At 44.4% G+C, this 25,674-nt stretch carries 22 protein-coding genes; 12 read left to right on the top strand and 10 right to left on the bottom strand.

The annotated features are described in order from the left end of the window. The 5 genes from ATB76_RS18675 (at position 1) to ATB76_RS18655 (ending at position 4,251) form a co-directional block, all read left to right on the top strand. Positions 1 to 1,284 (top strand): ABC transporter permease, encoded by a 1,284-nt coding sequence (locus ATB76_RS18675; RefSeq protein WP_061035910.1) that lies wholly within the window; start codon positions 1 to 3, stop codon positions 1,282 to 1,284. A 22-nt stretch (positions 1,285 to 1,306) separates the two neighbouring features. Then, the gene (locus ATB76_RS18670; protein WP_061035909.1) at positions 1,307 to 1,999 is read left to right on the top strand and encodes an ABC transporter ATP-binding protein; all 693 of its coding nucleotides are present in this window, start codon (positions 1,307 to 1,309) and stop codon (positions 1,997 to 1,999) included. Between the two features lie 131 nt (positions 2,000 to 2,130). After that, positions 2,131 to 2,661, top strand: a complete 531-nt coding sequence (locus tag ATB76_RS18665) for a hypothetical protein (RefSeq protein WP_061035908.1) — start codon at positions 2,131 to 2,133, stop codon at positions 2,659 to 2,661. Between the two features lie 178 nt (positions 2,662 to 2,839). After that, a complete protein-coding gene (locus tag ATB76_RS18660) occupies positions 2,840 to 3,823 on the top strand; it encodes a YopT-type cysteine protease domain-containing protein (RefSeq protein ID WP_061035907.1) in 984 nt (327 codons plus the stop codon). Continuing rightward, the gene (locus tag ATB76_RS18655; RefSeq protein WP_061035906.1) at positions 3,823 to 4,251 is read left to right on the top strand and encodes a CesT family type III secretion system chaperone; all 429 of its coding nucleotides are present in this window, start codon (positions 3,823 to 3,825) and stop codon (positions 4,249 to 4,251) included. Before ATB76_RS18660 ends, ATB76_RS18655 begins: the two co-directional genes overlap by 1 nt. Before the next feature lie 64 nt (positions 4,252 to 4,315). On the opposite strand, the gene ATB76_RS18650 is transcribed toward ATB76_RS18655, so the two are convergent. Next, positions 4,316 to 4,930, bottom strand: a complete 615-nt coding sequence (locus ATB76_RS18650) for a 3'-5' exonuclease (RefSeq protein WP_061035905.1) — start codon at positions 4,928 to 4,930, stop codon at positions 4,316 to 4,318. Positions 4,931 to 5,240: 310 nt separating this feature from the next. Next, positions 5,241 to 7,952, bottom strand: a complete 2,712-nt coding sequence (locus tag ATB76_RS18645) for an ATP-binding protein (protein ID WP_061035904.1) — start codon at positions 7,950 to 7,952, stop codon at positions 5,241 to 5,243. 563 nt (positions 7,953 to 8,515) lie between these two features. Here ATB76_RS18645 and ATB76_RS18640 point away from each other — a divergent pair. Further along, positions 8,516 to 9,490, top strand: coding sequence for a DUF1852 domain-containing protein (locus ATB76_RS18640; RefSeq protein ID WP_061035903.1), 975 nt, complete (start codon positions 8,516 to 8,518; stop codon positions 9,488 to 9,490). A gap of 29 nt (positions 9,491 to 9,519) precedes the next feature. Continuing rightward, on the top strand, positions 9,520 to 10,548 hold the full coding sequence (locus ATB76_RS18635) for a methionine synthase (protein ID WP_061035902.1): 1,029 nt from the start codon (positions 9,520 to 9,522) through the stop codon (positions 10,546 to 10,548). A gap of 637 nt (positions 10,549 to 11,185) precedes the next feature. On the opposite strand, the gene ATB76_RS18630 is transcribed toward ATB76_RS18635, so the two are convergent. Beyond that, positions 11,186 to 12,079, bottom strand: coding sequence for a DMT family transporter (locus tag ATB76_RS18630; protein ID WP_045422362.1), 894 nt, complete (start codon positions 12,077 to 12,079; stop codon positions 11,186 to 11,188). Between the two features lie 464 nt (positions 12,080 to 12,543). Between ATB76_RS18630 and ATB76_RS18620 the strand changes: the two genes are divergently transcribed. Then, on the top strand, positions 12,544 to 13,017 hold the full coding sequence (locus tag ATB76_RS18620) for a MarR family transcriptional regulator (protein WP_039975335.1): 474 nt from the start codon (positions 12,544 to 12,546) through the stop codon (positions 13,015 to 13,017). A gap of 524 nt (positions 13,018 to 13,541) precedes the next feature. Here ATB76_RS18620 and ATB76_RS18615 read toward each other — a convergent pair. Together ATB76_RS18615 and ATB76_RS18610 are read right to left on the bottom strand one after the other, a co-directional pair. After that, positions 13,542 to 14,561 (bottom strand): DUF2955 domain-containing protein, encoded by a 1,020-nt coding sequence (locus ATB76_RS18615; protein WP_042602515.1) that lies wholly within the window; start codon positions 14,559 to 14,561, stop codon positions 13,542 to 13,544. A gap of 9 nt (positions 14,562 to 14,570) precedes the next feature. Continuing rightward, on the bottom strand, positions 14,571 to 15,635 hold the full coding sequence (locus ATB76_RS18610; protein WP_061035900.1) for an HlyD family secretion protein: 1,065 nt from the start codon (positions 15,633 to 15,635) through the stop codon (positions 14,571 to 14,573). A 114-nt stretch (positions 15,636 to 15,749) separates the two neighbouring features. Between ATB76_RS18610 and ATB76_RS18605 the strand changes: the two genes are divergently transcribed. The 3 genes from ATB76_RS18605 (at position 15,750) to ATB76_RS18595 (ending at position 17,798) form a co-directional block, all read left to right on the top strand. Next, complete coding sequence (locus tag ATB76_RS18605) at positions 15,750 to 16,610, top strand: LysR family transcriptional regulator (RefSeq protein WP_038880582.1); 861 nt, start codon at positions 15,750 to 15,752, stop codon at positions 16,608 to 16,610. 117 nt (positions 16,611 to 16,727) lie between these two features. Next, a complete protein-coding gene (locus ATB76_RS18600) occupies positions 16,728 to 17,270 on the top strand; it encodes a hydrolase (protein ID WP_038880579.1) in 543 nt (180 codons plus the stop codon). A gap of 51 nt (positions 17,271 to 17,321) precedes the next feature. After that, positions 17,322 to 17,798, top strand: a complete 477-nt coding sequence (locus tag ATB76_RS18595; protein WP_061035932.1) for a GNAT family N-acetyltransferase — start codon at positions 17,322 to 17,324, stop codon at positions 17,796 to 17,798. Between the two features lie 128 nt (positions 17,799 to 17,926). Here the strand turns inward: ATB76_RS18595 and ATB76_RS18590 are convergent, their stop codons facing one another. From ATB76_RS18590 to ATB76_RS18580, 3 genes are all read right to left on the bottom strand, one after another. Continuing rightward, entirely contained in the window at positions 17,927 to 19,369 is a 1,443-nt protein-coding gene (locus tag ATB76_RS18590; RefSeq protein WP_061035899.1) for a hypothetical protein, read from the bottom strand. A gap of 96 nt (positions 19,370 to 19,465) precedes the next feature. Continuing rightward, positions 19,466 to 20,800 carry a hypothetical protein gene (locus ATB76_RS18585; protein WP_061035898.1) on the bottom strand — a complete coding sequence of 445 codons (1,335 nt, stop codon included), beginning with the start codon at positions 20,798 to 20,800 and terminating at the stop codon, positions 19,466 to 19,468. Positions 20,801 to 21,137: 337 nt separating this feature from the next. Next, positions 21,138 to 22,043, bottom strand: coding sequence for a 1-aminocyclopropane-1-carboxylate deaminase/D-cysteine desulfhydrase (locus tag ATB76_RS18580; RefSeq protein ID WP_061035897.1), 906 nt, complete (start codon positions 22,041 to 22,043; stop codon positions 21,138 to 21,140). Positions 22,044 to 22,307: 264 nt separating this feature from the next. Between ATB76_RS18580 and ATB76_RS18575 the strand changes: the two genes are divergently transcribed. Then, positions 22,308 to 23,546: a leucine-rich repeat-containing protein kinase family protein gene (locus ATB76_RS18575; protein ID WP_061035896.1), complete on the top strand. Its 1,239-nt coding sequence runs from the start codon at positions 22,308 to 22,310 to the stop codon at positions 23,544 to 23,546. Positions 23,547 to 23,656: 110 nt separating this feature from the next. Here the strand turns inward: ATB76_RS18575 and ATB76_RS18570 are convergent, their stop codons facing one another. Both ATB76_RS18570 and ATB76_RS18565 read right to left on the bottom strand, forming a co-directional pair. Continuing rightward, positions 23,657 to 24,955 (bottom strand): HAMP domain-containing sensor histidine kinase, encoded by a 1,299-nt coding sequence (locus tag ATB76_RS18570; RefSeq protein ID WP_061035895.1) that lies wholly within the window; start codon positions 24,953 to 24,955, stop codon positions 23,657 to 23,659. Continuing rightward, complete coding sequence (locus ATB76_RS18565; RefSeq protein ID WP_061035894.1) at positions 24,952 to 25,629, bottom strand: response regulator transcription factor; 678 nt, start codon at positions 25,627 to 25,629, stop codon at positions 24,952 to 24,954. Before ATB76_RS18565 ends, ATB76_RS18570 begins: the two co-directional genes overlap by 4 nt. Positions 25,630 to 25,674 lie beyond the last annotated feature (45 nt).

Genomic DNA, 25,674 nt, shown 5'->3' with positions numbered 1-25,674 from the left:
ATGTTGTTACCGATGAGACAAATCTTTCAAGAAATGGCAGCAGAAAAGCTGCGTTTGGGTTTAACCATTCTTGCTGTGGCATGGGCGACCTTGTGTATCGCCGCAATGCTGGCCGTGGGCGAGGGCATTCGTCAGGGCGTATTGAGAACCGCGCAAAATGGCAACGGTAATCTGATTTACTTAACCGGAGGCATGGCGACTGTCGATTATGGTGTGTTCCACCAAGGTAAGTTTCTAACCTTAAAAGCCGACGATACCGATGTCGTTAAAGCCCTACCAGAGGTGAAAAGCGTTGCGCCAACCGCAGTATGGGATGAGCGTATCACCGTGGACGATAGAGGTTCATGGCAAGAGCCATTAGCCGTCACGACGGATTTTGCGTCCATGACCAATCTGATCCCAATGGATGGCGGTCGTTGGCTCAATCCGCTCGACCAAAAGCAGATGCGTAAGGTGGTTGTCTTGGGTTATTCACTCGCCGCGGATCTGTTTAATCCTAATGAAGACTTCAGCTGGTTTGCTCCTGTGACGTTACAAGCCGATCCTGTGGGTAAAAAGGTCAAGATTGGCAGTGAAGAGTTCACTGTGATTGGCGTGTTGAAGAAAAACAGTGCTGAAATCGAACAGGGTGATCAAATTAACTACGCCAGTTTTGTGCCGTTAGCCACGTGGCAACGCTTTCACACTAATGGTGATATTGGTGGCATCAATGTAGAGCCGCAAGCTAATGCAGATCGTGAAAAACTCGCAGAGACCATTCGTCAGGTGATTGCTCGTAAACATGGTGCCAGTGTGAGTGACGAGCAAGTCGTCCAAGTTGAAGACATGTTCCTTAAACAGAAAAGCATGCAACAGTTCTTAGTTGGTCTACAAAGTTTTCTTGGCATCATTGGCTTTGTCACGCTTGCCGTGGCGGGCGTCGGGATTGCGAATGTGATGTACGCAACCGTGAAACGTTCAACCAGAGATATTGGCGTGCGCATGGCCGTTGGTGCTACGCCAACCGCGATTCGTCTGCACTATTTGGTGCAATCGCTGATGACCATGATGTTAGGTGGCGCATTGGGATTAGGAGTGACTTACGCGCTTGTTAGCGCAATTAGCGCGATCAATTTAGAAGGCAACATGTTTTATGAACGCCTTGGCAGACCTGTCCCTGAGCTCTCTTGGATAGTCGTTGCAATTGTAATTACCACCTTGGTGTTTATTGGCGTCGCATCTGCTTGGTTACCTGCTAACCGAGCAGCAAAAGTGAGCCCGCTGGAGGCGCTACAAAGTGAATAATAAAAAGAATTCTGGAGAGAAAATGTCGAACGCCCCATTGGTTGAGCTGACTAACATTTGCAAATACTACGCAAGCGGAGAGGCCGAAGTGCGCGCTCTAGATGGCGTTGACTTAACCATCAACCAAGGGGAATTTCTTTCCATTCTTGGTCCGTCTGGTTCGGGTAAATCGACTTTGATGAACATGCTTGGTTGCTTAGATAAACCAACCGATGGCCAATACCAATTGGGTGGTCAAAACGTCGCAAGTTTAAGCCCGAACGAGCTAGCCGGTATTCGTAACCAAAAGATAGGTTTTGTCTTCCAAAGCTTTAACTTGCTGGAATACGCCACAGCGTTGGATAACGTGGCTCTGCCGTTGGTTTACTCTGGCATTAAAGCCAAAGAACGTCGCCAGCGTGCCGCTAAATTGCTAGGTCAAGTCGGGCTAGGGGATCGTCTCGACCACAAACCAAATCAGCTTTCTGGCGGTCAAAAGCAGAGGGTCGCGATTGCAAGAGCCTTGGTCAACGATCCGCAAATCATCCTAGCCGATGAGCCTACTGGTGCATTGGATTCGAAATCTGGCGCAGAGATTGAAGCCTTGTTCAATCAACTCCACGCTGAAGGCAGAACCTTGATCATCGTGACGCACGATAACACCCTAGCAGAGCGCACCAAGCGCATCATCACCATCAAAGATGGCAAGGTGATTTCGGATAGAGTGCCGGCGTGAAATTCTCGCAGTTTGGAGCTTTATTAAAATAAAGACCATTTGCCTATAAATATGGTCATTTTGGAAGTGGTGTTTTAGCCGGCCTTGTTTAAAATTTACATCTCAATTTTAAACAAGGCTGTAATATTGTAATGCATATAAATCACGCACTTTATAGAAGCGAAAAATATAGCGATGAACCAATAGAAGAGATTCTTTCTCGGTTAAACAATACTGATTATTTTTATTTGAATGAGAGTAACCCTAGTGAAGGTGCTTACTTGACTAAGAAGAAGGAAAATATCCTAATAATACGAAGAAAAACTTCTCGAAGTTTTGAAGCTCATCAAGACAGATTGTTTAATACACGTGAGCTCACAAACTCAAGTTCAATTCTTGCGGGGAGTGAAATTGGGGGCGAGCTTCGATGTAAATTAGAACAAGAAAAAAATCAAACGAAAATAACGTACTCTTGGTATCCCGATGAGTCTGTTCAAAAGTTTTGTTATGCATTTATCCTTCTAGCTTTTTTAATGTCAGCTCTTAAATTTACTCCTGGTGATTACGATATTATTTTAAATTTATTAAAAGCTGTAGTCATATTTTCAATGCCTAATTTGTTACAGATGATTTATCTTCCTGGTCAAATAAAAATGGCAAATAAGATTTTAAAGATTAATTAGTGATTTATATCGTATGGTTCTATATGAATAGTTACTATTAATCTTTCTAAGAGTCTTTTCTCTATGTGAGAGAAGGATTCGCTCAAATCAACAAAACAACGACCATGGCTAACAGCCCACCTTCATTGCTTTGGTTAACCTTGCTGCATACAAAAACAAACAAAGAAAGCAGGTAGTTATGCAAGGTATTACTAATATCTCTCCTATCAGTCGACCAATCATCACTGCGCCAGTCAGCCAACCACAAAACCAAGGTCAACTTGGTGGTTTGAGTGCAAGCACGCAAATGACGCCAGATGCCATTCGCAACTTTATGCTGCAACAGATAAATAGCGGTGCTACTGCAAACCCAGCACCGATCAGTTCGTTTTCTCTGCAAAGCGCGACACCAGAACAAAGCGCAGAGCCTCGCTCAAAGCTACAAAACTTCAAAACAGCGGTACAAACGCTGGGCGACCGTATTTTGCACGCTCTGGTTAGCACTAAAACCGCTTCATTGCGTAACTCGGCAGCAAAACACAACGGCGAAGTGACCATGAAGGTCTCTCAGGTAACGGGCAGCATCAAAAACGCCATCCTAAAAGACACCAATACCTCTGGCGGATGTTGTGAGGCACTGAGCGCTCACTGGATGAAGGCACGAGCAGAAGGCTCTAACCTTGGCGAACAGCTATTTCAATCAGGAACGGCAAGCGACAAAGGCAAGTTGAACAAAGAGACAATGCAGTCTGTCGCGCAACTGCAAACCGATGGCATGGTGGGTTATGACCAAGAAGCGATCACAGAAGGTTGGCTAAGAAGCAACAACATCGAATCACCTTACCGAGAACTTGGTGCATTATCACGTGTGCATGGGCAAACAAGCCGTAGCCGCAATGGTGCAGCAGAGCTTGCGGCGAAGATCGTTGATAACGGCCCTAAAACATCACTATTGAAGAAGATCGGCCTTGAAGGTCCAAGTAATGCACACGCCGTTGCCGCCGCGGTAGATGGAGAAAAAGTGACCTTCTTTGACCCGAACTTTGGTGAGTTTTCTTTCCCAAGTAAGGAAGATTTCACCAGCTGGTTTGTTCAGGACTTCTGGCACAAATCAGGCTACGACTTACCGAAATTCGGCTTATCGGGAGAATTCAGCATCGTCAACTTGGAGGCTAACCACTAATGACAACCACATTCGATCACCTAGTTAAACACTTTTTCGAAAAGAACGGCCTACAGAATCCAACCGCGCAAAATGGTATCTATAGCCTGTTGATTGACCAAAAGTATCAACTTCATTTCACGCATCAGAATGAAGAGTGGATGGTATTGTATGCAGAACTTGGTGAGGCAAACCCGATATCGGAACAGCTGGCGAAGAGCAATATCTTTGGTGAATACTGGCCTGCACACATTGTGTCGCATCAAGAAAACAGCGCCGTTCTATGGTCGCAACAACCGATGGCGATGCTAAATGTCGCAGCGTTAGAGGCGTGGACGGAGTGCTTTATTCAAGATCTTATTGAAAAGCAGGCGGCGATTTCTGGAGTAGAGCCAACGCCAGCAAGCGCAGAGCCAACCAATATCCGACCTCATATGATCTCGGTGTAAACCCTAGAGCTAGATTTATAGGGCACAAGTAACGCCGCATGATTGGGCGTTACTTGTTTGTGGTTTAAGCGCGGCTTTTAGCCAGTAGCTGATCCACTTTTCCTTTCGCTGTCTTACTTACCGTCTGCATAAACTTAAAGCTTGGCGCTGCAATGCCGGATTGTTCAAGCTCTTCTACCATCAACAACCACAGCTTTGCCGTTACCTGTGCATCGGCTAACGCGCGGTGGAATACGCCGTCGTTTTCGATGTTCTTATAACGAACCAACTCCCCCAGCTTGTGTGATGGTGCGTCTTGAATCAGGCGTCTTGCCACCAATAAAGAACACGCGAACTCACCAGAGTAACCGCAGTCGATTCGCTCTAGCTCTGCATCCAGAAATCGCTTATCGAACGACGCGTTGTGCGCGATAAGATTCTCACCCGCAATAAATTCACTGAACGATGCCATCACTTCATCGCAACTTGGTGCTGTGCGCAGCATGTTATTGGTTATACCTGTGTAGTCCTCAATAAATGAGCTCACACGAAAGCCAGGATTCATAAGTTGCTGAAAACTATCGACCACCTCACCATCAACGATCTTAACCGCACCGATTTCAATCGCGCGATCACCCATATTCGGAGACAGACCTGTGGTTTCAAAGTCGAGTACGACAACGGAGTTAGCTTGAGGCATGAAGTTTTCCAACTGAACAATAAGGCGCAAGAGTATCGTTGAAAGTGGTGGAAAAGGGAAGGAGAAGGGGAGTGTTAGTCGAGCGTAGGAAGATTAGGCAAACCTAGTGTACCATTATCATTCAGAGTAAATACTCATTCACACCCTGTTTATGGGCTTTTCCCCTACTAGAACTTATCCACTATTCTAATTCTTTGCGTTGTGAATGTCTGGATGAATTTGGTCAACCTAAACGTATTTTTCTTGAGCGTGATGGGGAGTAGGCTTAAATAACCGGGCTTATCCTTGAATAGTAAGCCCAGTTGTTTTCTTAGTTTAAAATCTCTATGTCTTCAGCGGTAAATCCTTTCTCTGTTTTACCTGTTGTAAAGCAAACTTCGATATTTTCCTCGACCTTTCTTCCATCTAATATTGTCTTTGGCATTAGAGAGCTCCTGCTAAAGAAATATCGGATATTTTGAGAGTCTTCAGCAAAACCATAGGAAATTCCACAGTGACCAGGAACCAAATTTACAATTTTTCCGTTAATCCTAGAACCCACTTCTTTGGTAAGAAGAGAGTTAGATTTTATTAAAATCTGCTGTAATTTATATGAGTTCTCTGTTTTGTCAATATTTAACAAAACATTTAAATGTTGTTTTAATTCTCTCAAGCAATTAATGTCTAATTTTTCAATGTTGTCATCAAGAATAGACAAAATATTTATGCTTACAGTGTTGTCATCACTAAACTTATAGTAAGAAACGCTTTCTTTATAAGTTTTACATAGTTTATCAATAATTGACTTATCATAATCATCCTCATCTAGTGCTCGTCTAATTATGTCGATAGCTCTAGATAAGTTAACTTTAGCTTCACTTTGGTCTCTATGGTTTATATATTGCTCAGAAGCACGTCTTCGACAATCGGATGACTGGTCATATAAACTAATTCTGAACTTTTTATGCTTCGATATTTTCTTGTCGGATAATATTTCATCGTAAATTCTATTGGCGTCTTCATAGTTCCCCATAACCTTTAAGGTAAATGCTATTTGACTTTTACAAGGTATAGAATTTGGCTCGATTTTTAATGCATACTGTAAATGTTCAATAGCTTCTTCGTATTGTTCTTCACTATTTAAAAACTTAGCGTATGAGTACCTCGCTATCATTGACTGTTCATTGTACTCAATAGCTGTGTCATATTCTGTTTGAGCTAACCATGGTTGATCTTTTTGTAAAATATAGCCATGTATACGATAACATTCAGAAAAGTCGGGCATTAAAGCTTTAGCTTGCTTTACTTTCTCAATCGCCTCTTCAACCTTTTTGTTGGCATAAAGAGTCAGTGCGGCACTTAAATACGTGGCACATATTTTCTGATCGTTTGTATCCCAAACGATATTTTTAGGGTCAAATTCATAGGTGTGTTTTGATACGCCTTGCTCTGCAATTATAGTTCTTAAATTTGCTCTTCTTTCTTTGACTAGATTATAAATGTCTTTTGTTATAGCGTTGATACTTTTCAGATAGCTTTCAGCTACGTTAGTTAGAATAAACTTTGTTTCGTCAAATTTATCATCGTCTGATGACATCAACATACTAGAGTTTCTTAATCTATGGATTACTTCTTCTAAAGCTATATTATGCATATCATCCAAAAAGAATCTTACTTCAACTAATGTCAACGGCTTTCCTATACAAGCAATAACCAATATTATTTTCTTTTCATCGGCGGTCAACTTCTCGTATAGATTTTCAAAACAAAAACTTAATGCATCTTTAAAGTTGTCACTGCTTTTATTAATTAGTTTTTTCGGGTCTGCACCATAAGCATATGAACGAACATACCACCTGATTAATAAAGGATTATTGAATAGCTTTATACAAAGATTTTCCAGCTGAGAGTTATTTTTCTTAACAAGATCACTTACGTTTAATATTTTAGACATGTTTCTAATTAGATTTACAGAAGATCTTTTATCTAGTTTGTCTAATTTATATCGAAATTCTAACTCACCTAAAGCCATACGCGTTGTTATCAACACTTTAGAGCCATTTGGAATGTTAGCTAAAAAATGTCGAATTTTACTTGTAGATATAGTCTCTAAGTTATCGATGCAAAGTAAAACTTTGAACTCTCTCATATAAGCCAAAATTTCATCTAGCATGTCATCCATACTTTCAGTTTCAGTCGCGAGAAAGTTACTTACGTGTTGGAATAGTCCCATACTGTCAGTGATAGCGTTATTGATCTGTCTTGCACCATTCACTGTAAGTTCATTTGCTTTAAGTGTAACCCAAGCTATGATTTCAAATCTTGGGGATTCATCTGAATATTCTTCACATAAATCAAGCATGTCATATAAGCATCTTTGAGACAGAGCCGTTTTGCCAATACCGCCTTCTCCCACAATTGTGATAACTCTAGTGTCTGAATTTAATAACTTATTTATAGAGTCTCTATCGCTTTCTCGCCCTAGAAATCCAGTATCATCGAACTCAACCATTGGTAAATTGTGGAAAATTTGTTTCTTTTTCTCATCCCATGAGTTCGGAGTGCTAATTGTGGAGAGGTATGCCCGATTGTCGAGGTTATTGAGGACATTTTTAATCTGTCTAAATGTATTTTGGGGAGACTTTTCAATTAATTCTGACGAAAACTGTCGCAGTTCGAAAAAGTCAGTAGATTCTAAAGGTCTACTGTGACAAACACGGTTACGGCAGGGTGAAAGTTGGTCAAGATGGTCGCATATGAACACGATGAGGTTTTCACTAAGTAACGTCTGACTTTTTTTAAGCTTATGCAGTATTTTTTGAGTATCTGAAAAATCAATGTACTGGAGAAGGTCGACCAACTCTGGAGAGCAGTTTTTTTCTTGCTCGTTGTCTCTTAAGTAGCGTTCAGTTACTTTGTCTTGTATGTCTTTTGGGAGGCTTTCTACTTGTTCAGTTATTCGAAGTATAAAGTCACGTAGATCTTGTTCAATAGAAGATATCAAACCAAAACATGATAGCCTGACTGTTGTTGTGTCGCTCACATTTATGCCTCATTTATTATAGCTAATACTTACTTTATCATCTAGATTTATTGAAACTCCATGCATAAGATCAAGTTATTGAAATGAAAGACTAAATTTTTTGCGATTTGTGCCGGAAAAATTATGTGTATACTCGCCACAAAATATCTAAGTTACAGTTACTTGAGCAACCTCTCCACGTAAATCGTGCCCTCTCAAATCTAATCCGTACCCGACAAACTAGACATTGAGTTAAGTGAGTTTGCCATACCTGTGTTGATTCGTTATTGTCCAAATGTAAGTTTGTGGTTCATGAATTGCTGCGTTGTAATATCATTTTTCTCAAACCATGAAAATCCTTCATGTTCAACGTGAAGTATTACCAATGTTATTCAAGTAACGAAGCAAGTATAAAAAACAGACTGCTCTGGTGTTAGGCACTGTGACAGCTGTTTTTGAACTGAATTTTCGAAGTAAACGCTGCACATACTGACGATTGGGAAAATCAAAAAACACAACCATCCCCAAGAACAGAGTTAGGAATCAGTCAGCGTTTATCTAAGGAAATAGGATACCAACTCACCATGAATAACGATTTCAATTTTGCTATTAAGAGCATCCGTTTTGATGAGAACTACCAACCATCAGACAGCACGCGCATCACGACCAACTTTGCCAACCTAGCTCGTGGTGACAGCCGCCAAAATAACCTTCGTAATGCACTGTGCATGATCGACAATCGTTTCAATGCCTTGGCACATTGGGATAACCCAAATGGCGATCGTTACAGTGTCGAGTTGGAAATCATCTCTGTGGATATGGATATTCAAGGCAGTGGTGAAGCGTTCCCTTCGATCGAAGTGCTTAAAACCAACATTATTGACCGCAAAACCAACGAACGTATCGAAGGTATTGTCGGTAACAACTTCTCTTCTTATGTGCGCGATTACGACTTTAGCGTTCTGCTATTAGACCACAACAAAGACCAGCCTCAATTTAGCATTCCTGCTGATTTTGGTGAGTTGCACGGCAAGCTGTTTAAAGCGTTCGTGAAGTCGGAATCATACCAACAACATTTCCAAAAGCCGCCAGTGATTTGCTTGAGTGTGTCGGACAACAAGGTTTACCGCCGTACTGACAACCAGCATCCAGTGTTGGGTTTTGAATACCAGCCAAACGAATCGTCATTGACCGAACAGTACTTCAAAAAGATGGGCTTACAGGTGCGCTACTTTATGCCGTCAAACAGTGTCGCTCCGTTGGCGTTCTACTTCTTCGGTGACTTGTTGAATGACTACTCAAACCTAGAGCTGATCAGCACAATCAGTACCATGGAGACGTTCCAAAAGATTTATCGCCCAGAGATTTACAACGCAAACGCGGTAGCCGGCCAGTGTTACCAACCGAACTTGAAGAATCTCGATCACTCGTTAACCCAAATCGTTTACGACCGCGAAGAGCGCAGTCAGCTTGCGAAAGAGCAAGGGAAGTTTGCTGAGGAGCACTTCATCAAACCTTATCAAGCGATCCTTGAGCAATGGTCTGCAAATTACGCGTAATCGAAACGAGAATCTAGAAGGGAATGACGATGAAAACACTATTACCGACTTCAACGGCGGGCAGCTTACCTAAGCCTTCTTGGCTGGCTCAACCAGAGACGCTTTGGTCACCGTGGAAACTACAAGGTGAAGAACTGATTGATGGCAAACGCGATGCGCTGCGTGTCTCTTTGCAAGAACAAGAATTAGCAGGGGTCGATATTGTCAGTGACGGTGAACAAACTCGCCAACACTTTGTGACGACCTTTATTGAACACCTAAACGGCGTAGACTTTGAGGACCGCAAAACGGTGACCATTCGTAATCGCTATGACGCGAGTGTACCGACGGTTGTTGGCCCAGTAAGCCGAACCAAACCTGTGTTTGTCGAAGATGCGAAGTTCTTGCGTCAGCAAACCAAACAACCGATCAAGTGGGCGCTACCGGGGCCAATGACGATGATCGATACGCTGTATGATGATCACTACGGTAGCCGTGAAAAGTTGGCTTGGGAATTCGCAAAGATCCTTAACCAAGAAGCCAAAGAGCTTGAAGCGGCAGGCGTCGACATTATCCAATTTGATGAGCCCGCATTTAATGTGTTCTTTGATGATGTGAACGAGTGGGGCATTGCCTGTCTAGAGCGTGCTATCGAAGGGCTAAAATGCGAAACGGCTGTACATATCTGCTATGGTTACGGCATCAAAGCCAACACGGATTGGAAGAAAACATTGGGCTCTGAATGGCGACAATACGAAGAAGTATTTCCGAAGCTGCAGAAATCCAATATCGATATTATCTCACTTGAGTGTCACAACTCGCGTGTACCTATCGAACTATTAGAACTTATCCGCGGCAAAAAAGTGATGGTTGGCGCAATTGATGTGGCAACCAACGAGATTGAAACACCAGAAGAGGTTGCAGAAACACTGCGCGAAGCGCTTAAGTACGTCGACGCGGACAAACTTTACCCATGCACCAACTGCGGCATGGCGCCTCTATCTCGCGAAGTTTCAACTGCGAAGCTCAATGCACTCAGCGCAGGCGCAGAGATCATTCGTAAAGAGTTGGCGGGCTAATATCAGAACTTAGGTTCGACGCAACTAACTCAAGTCGGGTCATTCCAGCGAGTCTAGACGAGACTAGGAATCTGCTCACAACTCGCTTGGAAAATGGCGATAGCCTCAGGACTTAACAGCACTCTGTGGGTAGATCCTGAATCACCTCGTCCCTCGTTGTTCAGGATGACGGACGTTGGTAGATACGTTGCTCACGATGTTCTTATATGTGGTATGTATCCAAAGTTGGGTCATTCCAGCGAGTTTAAGCGAGACTAGGAATCTGCTAATCACTCGCTGGGAAAATGGCGATAGCCTCCGAACTTCATAGCGCTCAGTGGGTAGATCCTGAATCACCTCGTTCCTCGTTTTTCAGGATGACAAGCGTTGGGAGATACGTTACTCACATAGCCAACTATTTGGTTTGTATACAAGATTGGGTCATTCCAGCGAGTTTAAGCGAGACTAGGAATCTGCTAACCACTCGCTTTGAAAATGGCCGTAGCCTTCGAACTTAACAGCACTCGGTAGGTAGATTCTGAATCACCTCGTTCCTTGTAGTTCTGGATGGAGGTTGTTGGGAATTATGTCGTTCACAACAAACCCAAGAGTTCGGGTCTTGGGTTTTCTCTCTATAAAATCACGAAAATCGCAGACGTTAATAATTAATCACTTCCTGCTCGGTCGGGAGCTTCTTACGATACTCGAAGAACTGAGCAATCAAGTTGCTGACCACCATCAATACCATCACACCAGTTTGCACGTGAGTCAGTGAATCTCCCATGAGCGTGACGCCTAAGATCATTGCCAGAATTGGGTTAAAGGTGCCAAAGAAACTGAGCTCATTCGTTGTAATTAAAGGGATGGTATAGACATAAGCCCCGTATGCTACAGAGGTTAATCCGATAATAATCCAACCCATCGCTAGCCATTGTTCAAAGTTTTTTGGGACTAAAGGTGCGACGACGGCTCCACCCGAAAAAACATCCCAATAGGCGAGAGGTAATAAAATGATGCCGCCAAAGATGAGTTTCCATGTCAGTAATTTCCACCAATGGATTTTTTTCATCACATGTTTAGCAACGACACTTCCCGCAATCAATGCAGTCATAGCGCCAACCAAGAGTAATACCGCTGATAAGCTGATGGGCGCGTGACTGGTCAAGAATAGATAAGCAGAACACCCCATCAGCACAAATGCCGACACCAATTGGATCATTGATGGTTTGACTTGATGCGCGATCCCCATGATTGCCAAGCTCACAACAGGCAAGGCGATCATTCCCACGCCAACCAAAGTACTCGGTAGTCTCAACGCCGCAGCGAACAATAAGCCAAAAAATAACGCGATATTAAGGAAGCCAATCAGAAATAGAGCGGGGAGCTCTGATAACTTGGGCATTGTTGGCTTTAAAATCAATAGGATGAAGCCAGCAGGTAGGGCTCTCCATACTGCTAGCGCGAACGGTGACCAACCAACAAACTCCGATGAAACAACAGCGTAGGTCGTTCCCCAAAGTAAGGGGGCTAATATCGCTAATATGATTTTCATGATTCTCCTTCAACTGCATTTTTGTGATTATGTTTATGTAAACATAATTTACTTAAACATAAAGTAAGCGTAAAGTCACCTCTGTTGATCTTTTCTTTGATCCTCTGGTGGTGGTTTTAGAAGGCTAGGGCTTTCTTTTGACAGTAGGTTTTGATTCTAAAGTTAGTGCTAGTGGATCCGGAGTTGAGAAGGAAGAAGGTTTAGTCTCAGATAATTAGGAGGTGATGGACAATGAAGGTGATGAATTTAATTAAAGCCATGATTAAAGCACTCATGGCCTTTTCCGTAGATGTTCTCGCAATTTTAGTAATGGTACTATTTACGTTAGGCCTTATTCTTGAGTTTCTCTACTTGGATTCAAAGATGACGTTTAAGAGATGGCGTTGTCGGTTATTGCAAAGTAGTAGCAAGTGACGAGAATAAAATAGTACAGAGCGTTATTACATGGATTCATTATTTTGAAGATGACGAGCAAGCAAGTTGCTGATCAGTGGCTATCAATAAACAAAGAGTTGGACGGAAACATCATTGAACTTGTGACGTTATTCGTTCGATTCGGTACATCACTTTCTGATGCAAGAAGCCACTTTTGCAAAAAACATGGGCTTAATCCTTCTGAATTTGATGTTCTTGCAACATTGTATCGTTCTGGGGAACCTTATGAGTTGACGGCAAAAGCACTCAAAGAGCAGACATTGCTACCATCATCAGGCGCACTATCAAACCGATTGGAGCGCTTAGAAGCAAAAGATCTCGTCGTCCGTAAACATGACTTAGTTGATAAGCGCTCAGTCAAAATATCGTTGTCAAAACAAGGGCTAGGGTTGGTTTCCTCGATGGGGCCTGAGTTTTTTGGTGAAATGGCAACGCTATTTGCAGTACTTCCTAATGAGCAGCGACAATCGCTCTTGAGTTTGATGAGTTCACTTCAGTCTTAGTGCCACATAACCTAAGCAAAACGGAAAAAGGAAACGGGGTTTTCTAACACCGTGTACTTTAAGGAAAGCCCTTTGTCCATTAGTAGAGAGTTGGCGAGTTAGTATCGAAATTTATCTTCGATACAGAAACTTAAGACAGGGTCATTCCAGCGAGTCTAGACGAGACTAGGAATCTGCCAACAACTCGCTGGGAAATGGCGATAATCTTAGAACTTCTCAGCACTATGTAGGTAGATCCTGAATCACCTCGTTCCTCGTTGTTCAGGATGACGGACGTTGGTAGATACGTTGCTCGCGATATTTTTATATTTGGTCTGTATCCAAAGTTGGGTCATTCCAGCGAGTCTAAACGAGACTAGGAATCTGCTAACAACTCGCTGGGAAATGGCGATAACCTCAGGACTTAATAGCACTCTTTGGGTAGATCCTGAATCACTTCGTTACTCTTCGTTCAGGGTGACCGGTTCTAAATAAAAATGCCGCTAACAGCAAGGTGAGCGGCATACTTCGTTTCTCGTTTTCCGTCAATTCAATTCCACATTCTTCATCTCTGGATGCTTCAATAACATCACGCGAATCCAGTGGTGTACTACCCACATCACCATTGCGGTAAGCATTACCGCTACGAATATCGAACTGAATCGGTACAAGATGGAGAAGAACGCGTCTTTCTGCTCAGGCACCAATGACGTGGTCAGTGGAACAGACAGGGCAGACATCGCCGAGAACGCAATGGCGGCTTTGACTTGTCCTTTCGTTAACCACAAACAGAATGGCCCCATAGCGATGGTAAACGCCAGCCAGAACAACAGTCCATGACCAAACCAACTGCCCAAGATTAACTGCACCGCCATACCCGCGATACAACCCAGCGCTGTACCGATGATGCGGATTTTCGCCATGGCCATTGAGCCTGCCAATGTCATTGGCGTTAGGATGATGAGGATCGACGCCTGCGCCGAAAGTGAGTCGTACAAATCACCTATTTGGAACACCAAAAACGCCGCCATTGCTACCACCCAGCCCATTGCTACTTGGCTGATGTAGTCGATATCGCTTTTTACTGGCGTAGTCATTTCTGTTTGTAAGATCTTTGATTCTGGCTCTGGGAATAGCCAATAGGCGAGAGCACAGACAAAGATATTGCTGAACGAAATCACCCAAAGGTTGACGTTGAACTCTTCGATATCCATGAAATCGTAGCTCGCGAAGTTCAGTACGATCGAGCCAACCAATAACCCCATGTAACCAAACAAGTAGGTTTTTGGGTTCATCATCGCAATGCATTTAAACAGCATCATAATGCCTACTGCCGCGAACATCAGAGTGGGATGGAACTGTAAGTATTCGAGAATAAAGGTGGCTTGAACCGTGGTCCAAACCGCCGAGAACAACACCATCAAGACGAGTGGCAGACTGAAGTGGTCCATACGACCGAGCACGAACAGTGGCAGCATGACGGCAAAGAAACCGTAAGACCAACCAAAGATCATGCTCAACGCCAAACCCATTGAGCAGCCAAACCAAATACGTAAGGTTTTCATCGCAGCCGCCTAGTAGATAAAGTGGAACCAGCTAGCAAGGTAGATTTGAACTTGTGCCATCAACGCCCAAAACGGACTGTTGTCTGGGTAAAGCACGATGGTGGCACGAGAACCAACGAACAGAGAGGAAGGCAGTGCTTCTTCGCTGGTCAGGTTCACGCGAGTGCGCTGCGCATCACGTACCCAACGGTTGTTCACTTCGACTTTGGTCAGTGCGCCATTTGGGGTTTGCTGAGCAGCGGCCACGCCGTAATCTCGGCTAGATAGGTCGAAGTCATAAACTGAACCTGGGTTAGCATCAAACGCAACCATGGCGTGGTAACTGTTGTCGACGCCCGCTACCGATTTCTCACGAAAATCCGCAGCAACCCACATTGATCCGGTTGGTACAAAGGTAAGCAATGGCATGTTGGCGTTTGCCATGGTGCCGACTTCCAATTGCAGGTTAGTTACTACGCCGTCACTTGGAGCAAGAACTGCGGTATTAGTTAGATCGAGTTGAGCTTTCTCAATGCCATTTTGAGCAATGCGTACTGCGGTGCTTTGGCCTTTTTTGTCCCCAAGTTGTGCTTCAATCACTTTCAAGTTTTGTTGTTCTGCTTTGAGCGCAGCTCGTGACACTTGGTTTTGTGCGTAGGCACTGTCTAAGTTGGATTGAGAAATGACTTTTTGCTTCGACAACTTTTGTAGACGTGAGTACTCACTGTGCGCGTTGTTGTAAGTCGCTTGAGCACGAGCAATGTTTGCCAGTGCAGCTTCCCGCTGCGAATACAGTGTTGCTTCTTTTTCGTAAGCGGATTGCAGTGAAAGCTGCGCTTGTTCTAAAGCGATTTTGTATTTACGAGCATCAATGGTGAACAGCACATCGCCTTTGTGTACAGACTGGTTGTTGGCAATCAGCACATCGGTCACTTTACCTGAAACTTCTGGTGCAACTTGCACCACGTAACCTTGGACTCGCCCTTCGGTCGTGATTGGTGCGTGTCGATCCGCAATGATGATGTAGAAAAATAGTACAATGAACAGGACAATAAGTGTTCGCATCCAGTGTTTGAATTTATGATCTGCCGTCATAATAGATACCTGAATTTATGGTGCTCGCAAGCAAATTAGACAGACGATTATAGAGAACTTGGTCACAATTCAGTAGAATGACAATAAGCGCATGAATGACCTAAAAGTAGGACAATGAACGTTAGTTTTGATGATCTTCACCTGTTTAGCCAAACCGTCGTGCACGGTGGTATCAGTGCTGCGGCAGAGGCGAACCAGTTACAACGCTCTAAAGTGAGCCGACGTTTGCAAGAATTAGAGAAAGCGTTGGGCTGCCAATTGCTGATTCGAACCACGCGAACCATTGAGTTGACCGAGCACGGCAAGCGTCTGTTTGAGCTGGTGGGGCAACCCATAGAGCACATTCAACAAGGTTTGAATGTGATGCATGAATACCAACAAGAGTTGACGGGTAAAGTGCGTGTTGCGATTCCCTCTGCATTGATGAGCTCGGCGGCGTTTAATTCGATCATTAACGAATATACGACCCGTTACCCTGAGATGTCGGTAGAGATTGAGAACCACCAAGAGAGTGTCGATCTTAAGCGACAAGCGTTTGATCTTCAGCTTTTACCGAGCGTGGCGAAAGTCTCGGATGACAGCTATGTTCAGTTCAGCTTATTGCCTTACCGCAGTCACTTTGTCGCTTCCCAAGCTTATTTAGATGCCCATCCTCCTCTAAAAAGCATGGACGATTTAAAGCATCATCGTTTGCTGACTAACCGATACAATGCCGGATTGTTAGATCCAGAATTGCACGTGGCGGTTAGGTCGGACGATTTGAACTTGCTGCGGTTAATGGCGATTACAGGTAACGGCATCGCCTTTATCCCGCAAGTGCACTCTAAGCCAGCTTTAGAAGACGGCCAGTTAGTCGAAGTATTGCCAGAGTTCACGCACCCTAAACAACATCTGACGTTGATTTACCCGTCTAATTTGTTTTTACCCAACAAGGTCAAAGTGTTAATCGAACTGTTTCGAGAGCGATTCAAATAGCGTGAGCGGACAATAATTTTGCGAATTTGCTCATCTGATTATGCTGGGCTTCTGGTACATTCTTTATATTCAAATGCTTGAGCAGAGTTATGCTCTTGTCGCTCATAGGAGATGAGAATGTTATCGAAGAATACCACGGGTCTAATTGTTGTCGACGTGCAGGGTAAACTGGCAACGCTAATGCACGAAAGCGAAGCGCTGATTGAAAGTACGACTAAGTTAGTCAAGGGCGCAAAGGCTCTCAAGCTCCCTATTGTTTGGCTTGAGCAAAACCCAGACCGATTAGGCCCGACGGTAGAACCGATTCGTGAAGTATTAGCGAAAGAGCACTTGGCGATTGCAAAGCATACCTTTGATGGTTGCAAAGAACCGACATTCAAACTCGCGGTAGAAAACGCCAAAGTCGATACTTGGTTGGTTTGTGGTATCGAAGCGCACATTTGTGTGTATCAAACCGCGGTGTCGCTGCGGCAAATGGGTTACAAAGTGGAACTGGTGACGGATTGCGTTTCTTCTCGAACGCCAGCCAACAAAGCGCTCGCGCTTGCAAAACTGACTGCGAATGGCGTTGGCCTAACAGGCGTAGAAATGTGTTTGTATGAAATGGTAGAAGATTGCCGAGCACCAGAGTTTAAAGAGATCTTAGGGCTCATTAAATAGCACAATCGCAGTCGTAGACAATTGTTACGGTGGAACATGGCAGAGATGAAGATGGAACTGAGAGCATTTGAAAAGGAAGATTACGAGGCACTCACCCGTTGGATTGATTCAGAGCAACTGAACTATCAATGGGGTGGGCCAAATTTCAATTTCCCTCTAGACCACCAACAGATTAGCCTCCATTGCGCGAAACCTGAAGTCTTCCCGTTTATGCTCGTTTGTGACGGGAAGCAGGCTGGCTATGTTGAGCTGTTTAAAGAGTCTCAATCCCAATTTAGAGTTTGTCGTGTTTTTGTTTCCAATGATTTTCGAGGGAAAGGTCTTTCGAAAGTCATGCTCACGCAACTCATCGAACTGTCTCAAACTCAGTATCATGCTCAAGTCTTGTCGTTGGCGGTCTTTGAGCGTAATACTGTCGCGAAGAATTGTTATGAATCTCTTGGGTTTGAAGTGACGTCGCGTGAATCAGGAGAACGTTCTTTTGATGGCGAGATCTGGGATTTGTTATTCATGGAAAAGCGTTTTTAGCACGAATATAACCCCCTTACTATCGACAAATTCAGGAAGAAACAAACACTACAACGCGAGCAGTATGAGTTTGTATCCATCTCCCTTGGCGCTATCGGCCTGCCAAGGGAAACACGTCTTATTATGGCTTACGCTTCGTCATGTGTATGACTCGACTCTTCATATGGATAGAGTGCGGCATTCGTCTCATCCAACCCTTCCGGCTCAAACTGATAGCCAGATCCCATGCTCATGTCTTTGTACTTCACCAACATCTTTTCAATAACGAGAGACTGAATACGCAGAGGATCTTTTCCTAACGTTGAGGCGATGTATTCACTGAACGCCTGAACCGTCACGTTATGCTTTTGTACGTTTGGTTTTGTACCAGTTTTCACTTGAATGACGAGGTTTTTTTCGTTCTCAGATATTTGAGTCAGATGCGCTTTAAACTTGTCATTGTAAACGTTGGATGTTGCCTTTAATCGCAGCTTGTTGATTCTTGGATACTGACTTTCGAGTTCGTCATCGAGCTTTTGGTGCAGCTTCAGATCTTTTAACGCAATGGATTTTTGCTGATCAATGCTGTTGAAGAACTTCATTTCGTTGGAGACATCAATATCTTCTGAAGAAGAGATAAATGCAGGGTCAAACAACACATTGCGGTTGAGCATAGTGAACTGTTCGATTGGTCGGCCTTTTACTGCCCCTTCATTGAGCAAGCTGTTTGGTGCTTTTGCGCCTTTCTCGTAGGTGTCACCACTTGTGACGCCAAGTGCAATATACAGCGTGGTATCGTCTTTGACTTCTGATGTCGCCTCTTCTGCGGCTGAGATAAGATCCATTTCAGACATGAGTACGTTGCAGTCCATCATGGTGATTTTTTTAAGGTGGTTGAGTTTGCAAAAATCCACGACAGCTTTTCTTGTTGCACCGAAACCAACGGTACCGGACTCGAATGACCACCCAACCAAACCTACGCCAGCGGCTTGAAGTAGTGTCCCCATTTGTTCTTGATATAAGTTCAGCTCACTTTGGTGGACGAACAGATAGACGGGGCGACTCATCCCCTCAGTGTACCAATACAGCTCTTGCAGCTTTTCTTTGGATTTAAACTCTTCCGGCATTCCGACAGAAGGTACCATTAACGCGGTACCTGAGTTGGATTGAGGTGGGATCTTAATATCAAATTGAGACATGCTTTCCGAAGCAGAATCGCGGCTTTGTTGCCGAGTTTGCATTGGGCTTGGGTCATTGATTTGTCGGCGATAATAAACGCGTTCTAGCTCATCATAGTTATTTAAAACCTGATCGACGGTGACTGGCTCGTACTTCAATGCGCCGGTGTTGTCGTTAACGACATAACGGTAGTTAAAACGAATCAGCGCTTCTGGCGGTCTGTCTTGGATTGCCAAGTCATTTTCTTCAACGTGGTTTTGCCAGTTGAGTTGGAACTCGTTCCACTTCGCTAAGTTTTGAACGTCTCGTAATCGTTTCGTCGGAGCGCCTTCTTGTGAATGGTGAGACGCGTCATTCTTTCTTTTTTTTGCTTGGCTTGAAGAAGAAGCCGGTTGGTTATTTTCACCGTACATAAACGTGTTCACTTTTTTAAATTCAGGCGACGATAGGCTGATTCTTATCGTATTGGCATTTGGTTAGGCGCTTTGTTCGAGCGCAGCTGGCGGCCGTTAAGCCTTTGATACACTGGTTATATGCGTCAGTTGTATGTCGTCTTCAATAAAAGAAACGGCCACACGTAACAACCGATTTTCCACCTTCTGTACATTCAACACAGGTGTATTCTGTGACAAGTTGGAATGGTTAAAGATATTGATGACGGTTGATGGTTGGTTTGCACCGCAATACTCGCCCCATACATCTCGCTTTGAATATTTTCCCCAAATATCCCCAAGCGGATAGGCATGCCCGACGATGAAGTCGTTCTGTGGGCAACTTTGGTCAGAATTGCCCGTTGCTTGAGCCGGCTGCGTAATGTTGACCGTTAGCACATCGCCAACTTTTAATGAAATAGGATCACTTTCAAACGTCGGATTGAGTTTGAGCAGCGCTTTTGCTGACAAACCGTAGAGAGGAGCAATGTCTGTCCACCATTCTTGTTTTCCGTCGTCTTTTGTTCTCACCTTATGATTTTTTATGTGGACGGGTTTAATGTCCGATTCAGTGGCTGCTTTGGTTCGTGGCAGCAAAGGCTGCTTCCCCACAGCTTTAAGTGCAGCAATATCGATTAAAGTGGCGTGTTGATCGAGCCAAGTTTGGTTGATTTCTGCAAGCGCGTCATTGGTGAGTTTTTCGCGACGATAGAAAATATGTTGCACTGCTGCCTTCTTACCTTCAATAGCGACAGGGGCGAGTATCATGTTAAACGTTTTTGGGCTAATGAGCTCATCTGTCATGCCGTTGGCCGTAGAAGCCGTCACTTGCCAAGAGAATTTATCATTCCCTAGGATCGCCATTTCATACATTAGCTTCCCATCATGGAAATAATAGTAATAACCTTGCGCTGCCCATCCTAATAACCCCTTGGTTTCTACCGCTGGAATAAATGGTAAGAACTCAGCATTAATATATTCACTACCAACTGGCTTGGGGGTGATTTTAAATTTTTGATTCAGGCCGATGTCTTGAAAAAGTTCATGTAAAAGGGTTTTGTCTTCGGCTTCGAAACATTCGGCAGATAACACCGTGCAGAGTGATGGTTGATTTTGCTCCAATTTGCTCCAGCGTTTTATCAACGGTTCATTTTGTGTTTTCGCTAAAGAAAAAACACCAGACTGCAGGGTATTTAAGTCATCTTTGGGAGCATGAATTTTTATTCGACATTCGAATCCAGCCTCGGCTTGAGATTGACCGTTGCTAACGACCGAACCGTAGCTTGCTTGAGTCGCGTTCTTTGACGTTGATGAGTAGTTTGTGCGTGAGCGGTTACTTGACGAAGACGTTACTGGGTCGATAAGTGGCGCGTAGCCAGCTCCCCTCACACGTGTTGATGTTGGACGCTTCATTAATATCGCCTCTTGAATTTAATTGGTGATAGCTTAGCGGCAAATAAAAGAACGCACTATAGACAAAACAACCAATTCCTTTTGCTTACTTACTAAATCTATAGTCAGAACGAAAGTCACGCAGGGTAAGGTATTTAATGATAATAATGTTTTTTAAGGCGAGGAGGTGATGCAATAAATATTATTAATGCGAAGGGAGGGTAGATATATTTAAGGTTTATTTTAGTAAAGCGTGAAGCGCTAATTATTGGTTATTATTGACGAAAGCTTAATAACCAATAACTGCTAATCACTCAATCACTCAATCACTCAATCACGCAGTGGCTTATTAGAAGTACTAACAAGCTTGTTCAAACTCTCTTTGGTATCTCGGCAGCATGGACTCATTGCCAAGCAACCCGCCTTGATGGATGTAGATGAGCGTTTTGTCTCCGTTTTCTGCTAACCACGGCTGCAAACATTGCCACATGTAAGGATCATAAAGCAGGTCAAACTCGAGGTTGGTATGGTCGTACAAGGCATTCCAGGTTTCGTAGTCGCTTTGGTATAAACGGCCAAAATGGTGTTTATTGCGCACCGAAAGTATGGTTGGATGGTTTTCAGTTTCCAGTGTATTGAATTGCTCAGTCAGGTAGTCGGCATCCCCTACGCAAGCACAGGTAAGGACTTCGATTCCATGTGGCTTGAGGTGTTTACTCAGGTACAACGCGGTGGTTCCTGTTCCCGATGGCAACGCTACGGCAAACTGTTTTTTGCCTTCAAGGCGTGTCCAATCAAGCAGTTCACGCGCCAGTTGTTTTACCCCGGCTTCGGCAATCGTCGCTTTTCCGCCTTCTGGGACAACCAAGGTTGTGTCGTCCAACCCACGTACTTGCTCGATATACTCGGTTGGATGCAAAGTGGACTCGATGTCCTGCATCGCCGTGATATTCATACCTAAATCGAGCGCGCCTCGATAGTTGCCGATAGGGGAGTCTTTAAGCCAAGACGGAATATGTTGAACGTAGAACTCGAAGTTCCAGCCTTTGATTTGCGCCAGAGCGGCAAGGGAATACATCGCGTTGGATTGAGCTGAACCGTAACTGATGAGTGTTTTGATTTGGCTATTTTGCGCTTCCATCAGCGCCATAAATTTACGTGCTTTGTTGCCCGAAAAGTGAGAATGAAGCATGTCATCACGTTTAAGAAAAAAGGTGTGACCGTAAAAGTTATGTTGAGTTATCGGGCTTTCAGAGAGTTTCATGCTACTGCTGACGTGTCCAACCACGCGACCTGCCGTTCAAAAGGGCGCGTAGTGTAACGCCATTAAATCCAGATCAAAAGTCTGTGTTTGAGCGGTAGCCGGATTCGACTTCTTGTTAAAGTGGCAACCTTTCTTCACGCCCTGTTTCAGTTGATGTCCTTTTTTGAGTGTTTTTTCTTTGTGACATTCTTAACGTTCCTCGCCTTTCAAGGTTAAGACACGTAAACTACGCCGCTTATTTCAACTCAATCAGAAGGCTTGGTTTTGCAAACTCTAGAACAATTACGAACAGGACAATTAGTAGGAACGAAACAACTGAAGTTGGCGGAAGGGCTAACTGAGTTTCCTATGGAAATTTTAGAGCTTGCAGAAACGCTTGAAGTGTTAGATTTATCTGGTAACGCACTGTCAGATTTGCCACCAGAACTGGAACTGTTGACCAAGCTAAAAATCATCTTTGCTTCTAATAACCAGTTCACCCATTTGCCTGAAGTATTAGGCAAGTTGCCAAACCTAGAAATGGTTGGCTTTAAAACCAACAAGATCAAAGTGGTGAGTGAAGCCTCACTACCCACTCAGCTACGTTGGCTTATTCTGACCGATAACGAGATTGAAGTTCTTCCCAACAGTCTGGGTGAAAGACCGCGCCTAAGAAAGCTTGCACTGGCGGGCAATCGCATCAAGCAACTGCCAAATAGCATGGAAAACTTGGTTAATTTGGAATTGATTCGTCTCTCTGCGAACCAGCTAGAGCAGTTCCCTGATGTGTTGATGAAGCTGCCTAAGTTGGCGTGGTTTGCTTTTGCAGGTAACCCATTCTGCAAACACCCATCGTCGCTAAATAGTGTGCCGAGAGTGACCACAAACAGTTACTCGCTCAATCATGTTCTCGGCCAAGGTGCGAGTGGCGTGATTTCTCATGCTAACTGGACTGATGCTCAATACGACTTCCCGAATGAAGTCGCGGTAAAAGTGTTTAAGGGCGAAGTGACTAGTGATGGTTACCCACATGATGAACTTGAAGCATGCTTGCAAGCAGGGCATCACAACAATTTGGTGAAATCCATCGCACAAGTCGATGATGGCGATGAACTGGCGTTGCTGATGGAGCTGATCCCAAACAGTTACTACAACTTAGGTTTGCCGCCAACGTTGGAAACCTGCACCCGAGATACATTCCCACAAGGGTTTACACTGACAGTCGAGCAAGTCAATTCTATTGTGGAGCAGATGGTGGACGTATTTAATCACCTGCACGACAACAAGGTGTGCCATGGCGATTTGTATGCGCACAATACTTTGGTGAATGAGCAAGGTGAGATGATCTTCGGCGACTTTGGTGCGGCGAGCATTTACGGTTACTTATCGGACGAGCAGCAAGCCGCAATCAGAGCCATTGAATCTAGAGCGTTGAAGTGCTTTATCGAAGATGTGTTTTCTGTGTGTGAAGCGTCGGAATCGGCATCACAGGCATTCAATCGACTCGCTGCGCTTACGGCATAAGACTTTATTTAACCGCGAAAGGTCGACAGACGATAGAAAGAGGTATCGAATTGCTCGTTTTAATACTGAGCCAATGAGATACCTCTTAATTTAATCAAGTGCTGAGGAAGTTACTCTGAGCAAGCCTCTTGATGCTCTGACGCAAGATCAATCATTGCCTCACATCCACCCTCTGGATGTGTACCAATCTTAAATTGCCAGCCATAACGCTGGCATAAATCATCCACAATCATCAAACCCAATCCGTGCCCATCAGAATGTGGAATGGTCGAAAAGCCTTCGCCTTCATCACGTACCGAGATGGTGTTTTCCCCCATGCTGATATGAATTGATCCCGATGGTGTCGCGGCGATGCCGTTGCGAATCAGGTTGCCAAGAATAATGGTCAACACAGCATTGGTCGCGCGCGTTTTTGGGTTTCCGTCGATCTGTACATCAAAGCTGAGTGCTTTCTCATCCGCCTGAGCTTGGCTTTGGAAGATGATTTGTTTCAGCTCTTCTTCGGTGATACTGCGCACCGGTGAATCGTCCGCATTGCGTTCATAACGCACTAAGCCGAGTAGGGCATCCACCATGGTCGACATTTGCTGCGTCGCATCCTGAATTCGGTTCACTTGGCGGGTTTGAAAATCCGTGTTCGCACTTCTCGCCAGTAAGCTGCTTGAGCCTTTCATTACGGTTAATGGTGTGCGCAGTTCATGGCTTGCGTATCGTGCAAAGGCTTGCTCACGCTTGATGACTTGGTTGATTTTGTGGCGATATTCATTCAACTCATCTGCAAGGGTTTGGAACTCTTTGGCCGAGCCTTCTGGCACACTAAAAGTTTGCGTGGCATCGCCTTGGTGATGATCGAGTTGGGTTTTAAGCGCATTGACGGGTTCAATCAAGCGTTGTGATAGGCGCAGCAACAGACTACCAAACAGGAACACCAGCACGGCGACAATCGATAACACCATAGCGACGACGAGAATGAATTCCTCTGAGGTGATCTCGATTTCATCAATCAAGGAAACCAGAATCACAGGATGTTCAACGCCTTTGTAGGTGTAAGTGCTCATGTAAACCATGCGCGAGTATTCACCGTCTTCTACTTCATCAAGAAAGTGCTTTTGACCAATCAGGTATTTTTGGTAGCGCTCGGCAACCAATGAGATGTCGTTGTATGCGGTGGTGAGCAGGTCAAGCTGAATACTGCCTTGCTCTGGGTGGGACTGGAAATGTTCAATCGCTTCTTTTTTGTCGACCATAATACGACGCTCGCCCACGCGGTCTTCAGACCAAAGCAGGGAGCCGGTAATCAACAAAAAGCAGAAGATGCCAATCACGACCGACACAAAAGAGAAAAACAGAGCGAGCCGCCCTGTCATGCTTTGTGTGCTTTGCGTGCTAGCAAGTAAGCGATTGATCATGCACCTGTCTCCAAGCGGAAGCCAACTTTCGGTACGGTGATCAGCACATGTTGTTCAAATGGCTTATCAAGTTGGTTACGCAGTTGGTAAATGTGGCTGCGCAGAACGTCGTTGTTCGGCTCGTTCTCTTGCCATAGTTGGAAGGCGATTTCTTCACGCGTCACCACGTCTGGTGCGCTTTTCACAAGCATTTCCAGAATGGTGTAAGTGGTGGGATTGAGCGCCAGCAGTTTATCTTGGCGGTACGCTCTACGCGTTTTTTGGTCGATAGACACTTCACCGTATTCCAACTTGCTCGATGCGACAGTGCCACGGTAACGACGAATCAGTGCCATCATGCGCGCTTCAAGAATATCCAGATCGAAAGGTTTGGTCAGGTAGTCATCGGCGCCGTGTTGGAAGCCTTTGAGCATATCGTCACGGCTATCAAGTGCGGTCAGCATAAGTACCGGTGTGTTGTTGCCCGCATCGCGAAGTTTATTACACATGGTCAGGCCATCCATGCGTGGCAACATGAGATCGAGCAAGATGATGTCGAAGGTGTTTTCCATCGCCAGTTTCAGGCCGAGCTCGCCGTTGTCTGCATAATCGAGTTCCATACCTGCACACTCAAAATAATCGAACAACATGCCTGCGATTTCTCGATTATCTTCGACTAAAAGTACGCGTTTCATGTATTTCTCTCCAAGTGGGCGGGTTTTCGAAAATAAGACTTCGTC

The sequence above is a fragment of the Vibrio sp. MOR3 genome (assembly GCF_001557775.1).
GTDB lineage: Bacteria > Pseudomonadota > Gammaproteobacteria > Enterobacterales > Vibrionaceae > Vibrio > Vibrio jasicida.
Note: the sequence above shows the minus strand (reverse complement) of the source record. Positions and strands in the feature narration are given on the sequence as shown.

What these genes read in the sequence shown, in the direction of transcription:
- ATB76_RS18675 (WP_061035910.1), top strand. Translation starts at nt 1, where the DNA reads ATGTTGTTACCGATGAGACAAATCTTTCAAGAAATGGCAGCAGAAAAG.
- ATB76_RS18670 (WP_061035909.1), top strand. Translation starts at nt 1,307, where the DNA reads ATGTCGAACGCCCCATTGGTTGAGCTGACTAACATTTGCAAATACTAC.
- ATB76_RS18665 (WP_061035908.1), top strand. Translation starts at nt 2,131, where the DNA reads ATGCATATAAATCACGCACTTTATAGAAGCGAAAAATATAGCGATGAA.
- ATB76_RS18660 (WP_061035907.1), top strand. Translation starts at nt 2,840, where the DNA reads ATGCAAGGTATTACTAATATCTCTCCTATCAGTCGACCAATCATCACT.
- ATB76_RS18655 (WP_061035906.1), top strand. Translation starts at nt 3,823, where the DNA reads ATGACAACCACATTCGATCACCTAGTTAAACACTTTTTCGAAAAGAAC.
- ATB76_RS18650 (WP_061035905.1), bottom strand. Translation starts at nt 4,930, where the DNA reads ATGCCTCAAGCTAACTCCGTTGTCGTACTCGACTTTGAAACCACAGGT.
- ATB76_RS18640 (WP_061035903.1), top strand. Translation starts at nt 8,516, where the DNA reads ATGAATAACGATTTCAATTTTGCTATTAAGAGCATCCGTTTTGATGAG.
- ATB76_RS18635 (WP_061035902.1), top strand. Translation starts at nt 9,520, where the DNA reads ATGAAAACACTATTACCGACTTCAACGGCGGGCAGCTTACCTAAGCCT.
- ATB76_RS18630 (WP_045422362.1), bottom strand. Translation starts at nt 12,079, where the DNA reads ATGAAAATCATATTAGCGATATTAGCCCCCTTACTTTGGGGAACGACC.
- ATB76_RS18620 (WP_039975335.1), top strand. Translation starts at nt 12,544, where the DNA reads ATGACGAGCAAGCAAGTTGCTGATCAGTGGCTATCAATAAACAAAGAG.
- ATB76_RS18615 (WP_042602515.1), bottom strand. Translation starts at nt 14,561, where the DNA reads ATGAAAACCTTACGTATTTGGTTTGGCTGCTCAATGGGTTTGGCGTTG.
- ATB76_RS18610 (WP_061035900.1), bottom strand. Translation starts at nt 15,635, where the DNA reads ATGACGGCAGATCATAAATTCAAACACTGGATGCGAACACTTATTGTC.
- ATB76_RS18605 (WP_038880582.1), top strand. Translation starts at nt 15,750, where the DNA reads ATGAACGTTAGTTTTGATGATCTTCACCTGTTTAGCCAAACCGTCGTG.
- ATB76_RS18600 (WP_038880579.1), top strand. Translation starts at nt 16,728, where the DNA reads ATGTTATCGAAGAATACCACGGGTCTAATTGTTGTCGACGTGCAGGGT.
- ATB76_RS18595 (WP_061035932.1), top strand. Translation starts at nt 17,322, where the DNA reads ATGGAACTGAGAGCATTTGAAAAGGAAGATTACGAGGCACTCACCCGT.
- ATB76_RS18590 (WP_061035899.1), bottom strand. Translation starts at nt 19,369, where the DNA reads ATGTACGGTGAAAATAACCAACCGGCTTCTTCTTCAAGCCAAGCAAAA.
- ATB76_RS18585 (WP_061035898.1), bottom strand. Translation starts at nt 20,800, where the DNA reads ATGAAGCGTCCAACATCAACACGTGTGAGGGGAGCTGGCTACGCGCCA.
- ATB76_RS18580 (WP_061035897.1), bottom strand. Translation starts at nt 22,043, where the DNA reads ATGAAACTCTCTGAAAGCCCGATAACTCAACATAACTTTTACGGTCAC.
- ATB76_RS18570 (WP_061035895.1), bottom strand. Translation starts at nt 24,955, where the DNA reads ATGATCAATCGCTTACTTGCTAGCACGCAAAGCACACAAAGCATGACA.
- ATB76_RS18565 (WP_061035894.1), bottom strand. Translation starts at nt 25,629, where the DNA reads ATGAAACGCGTACTTTTAGTCGAAGATAATCGAGAAATCGCAGGCATG.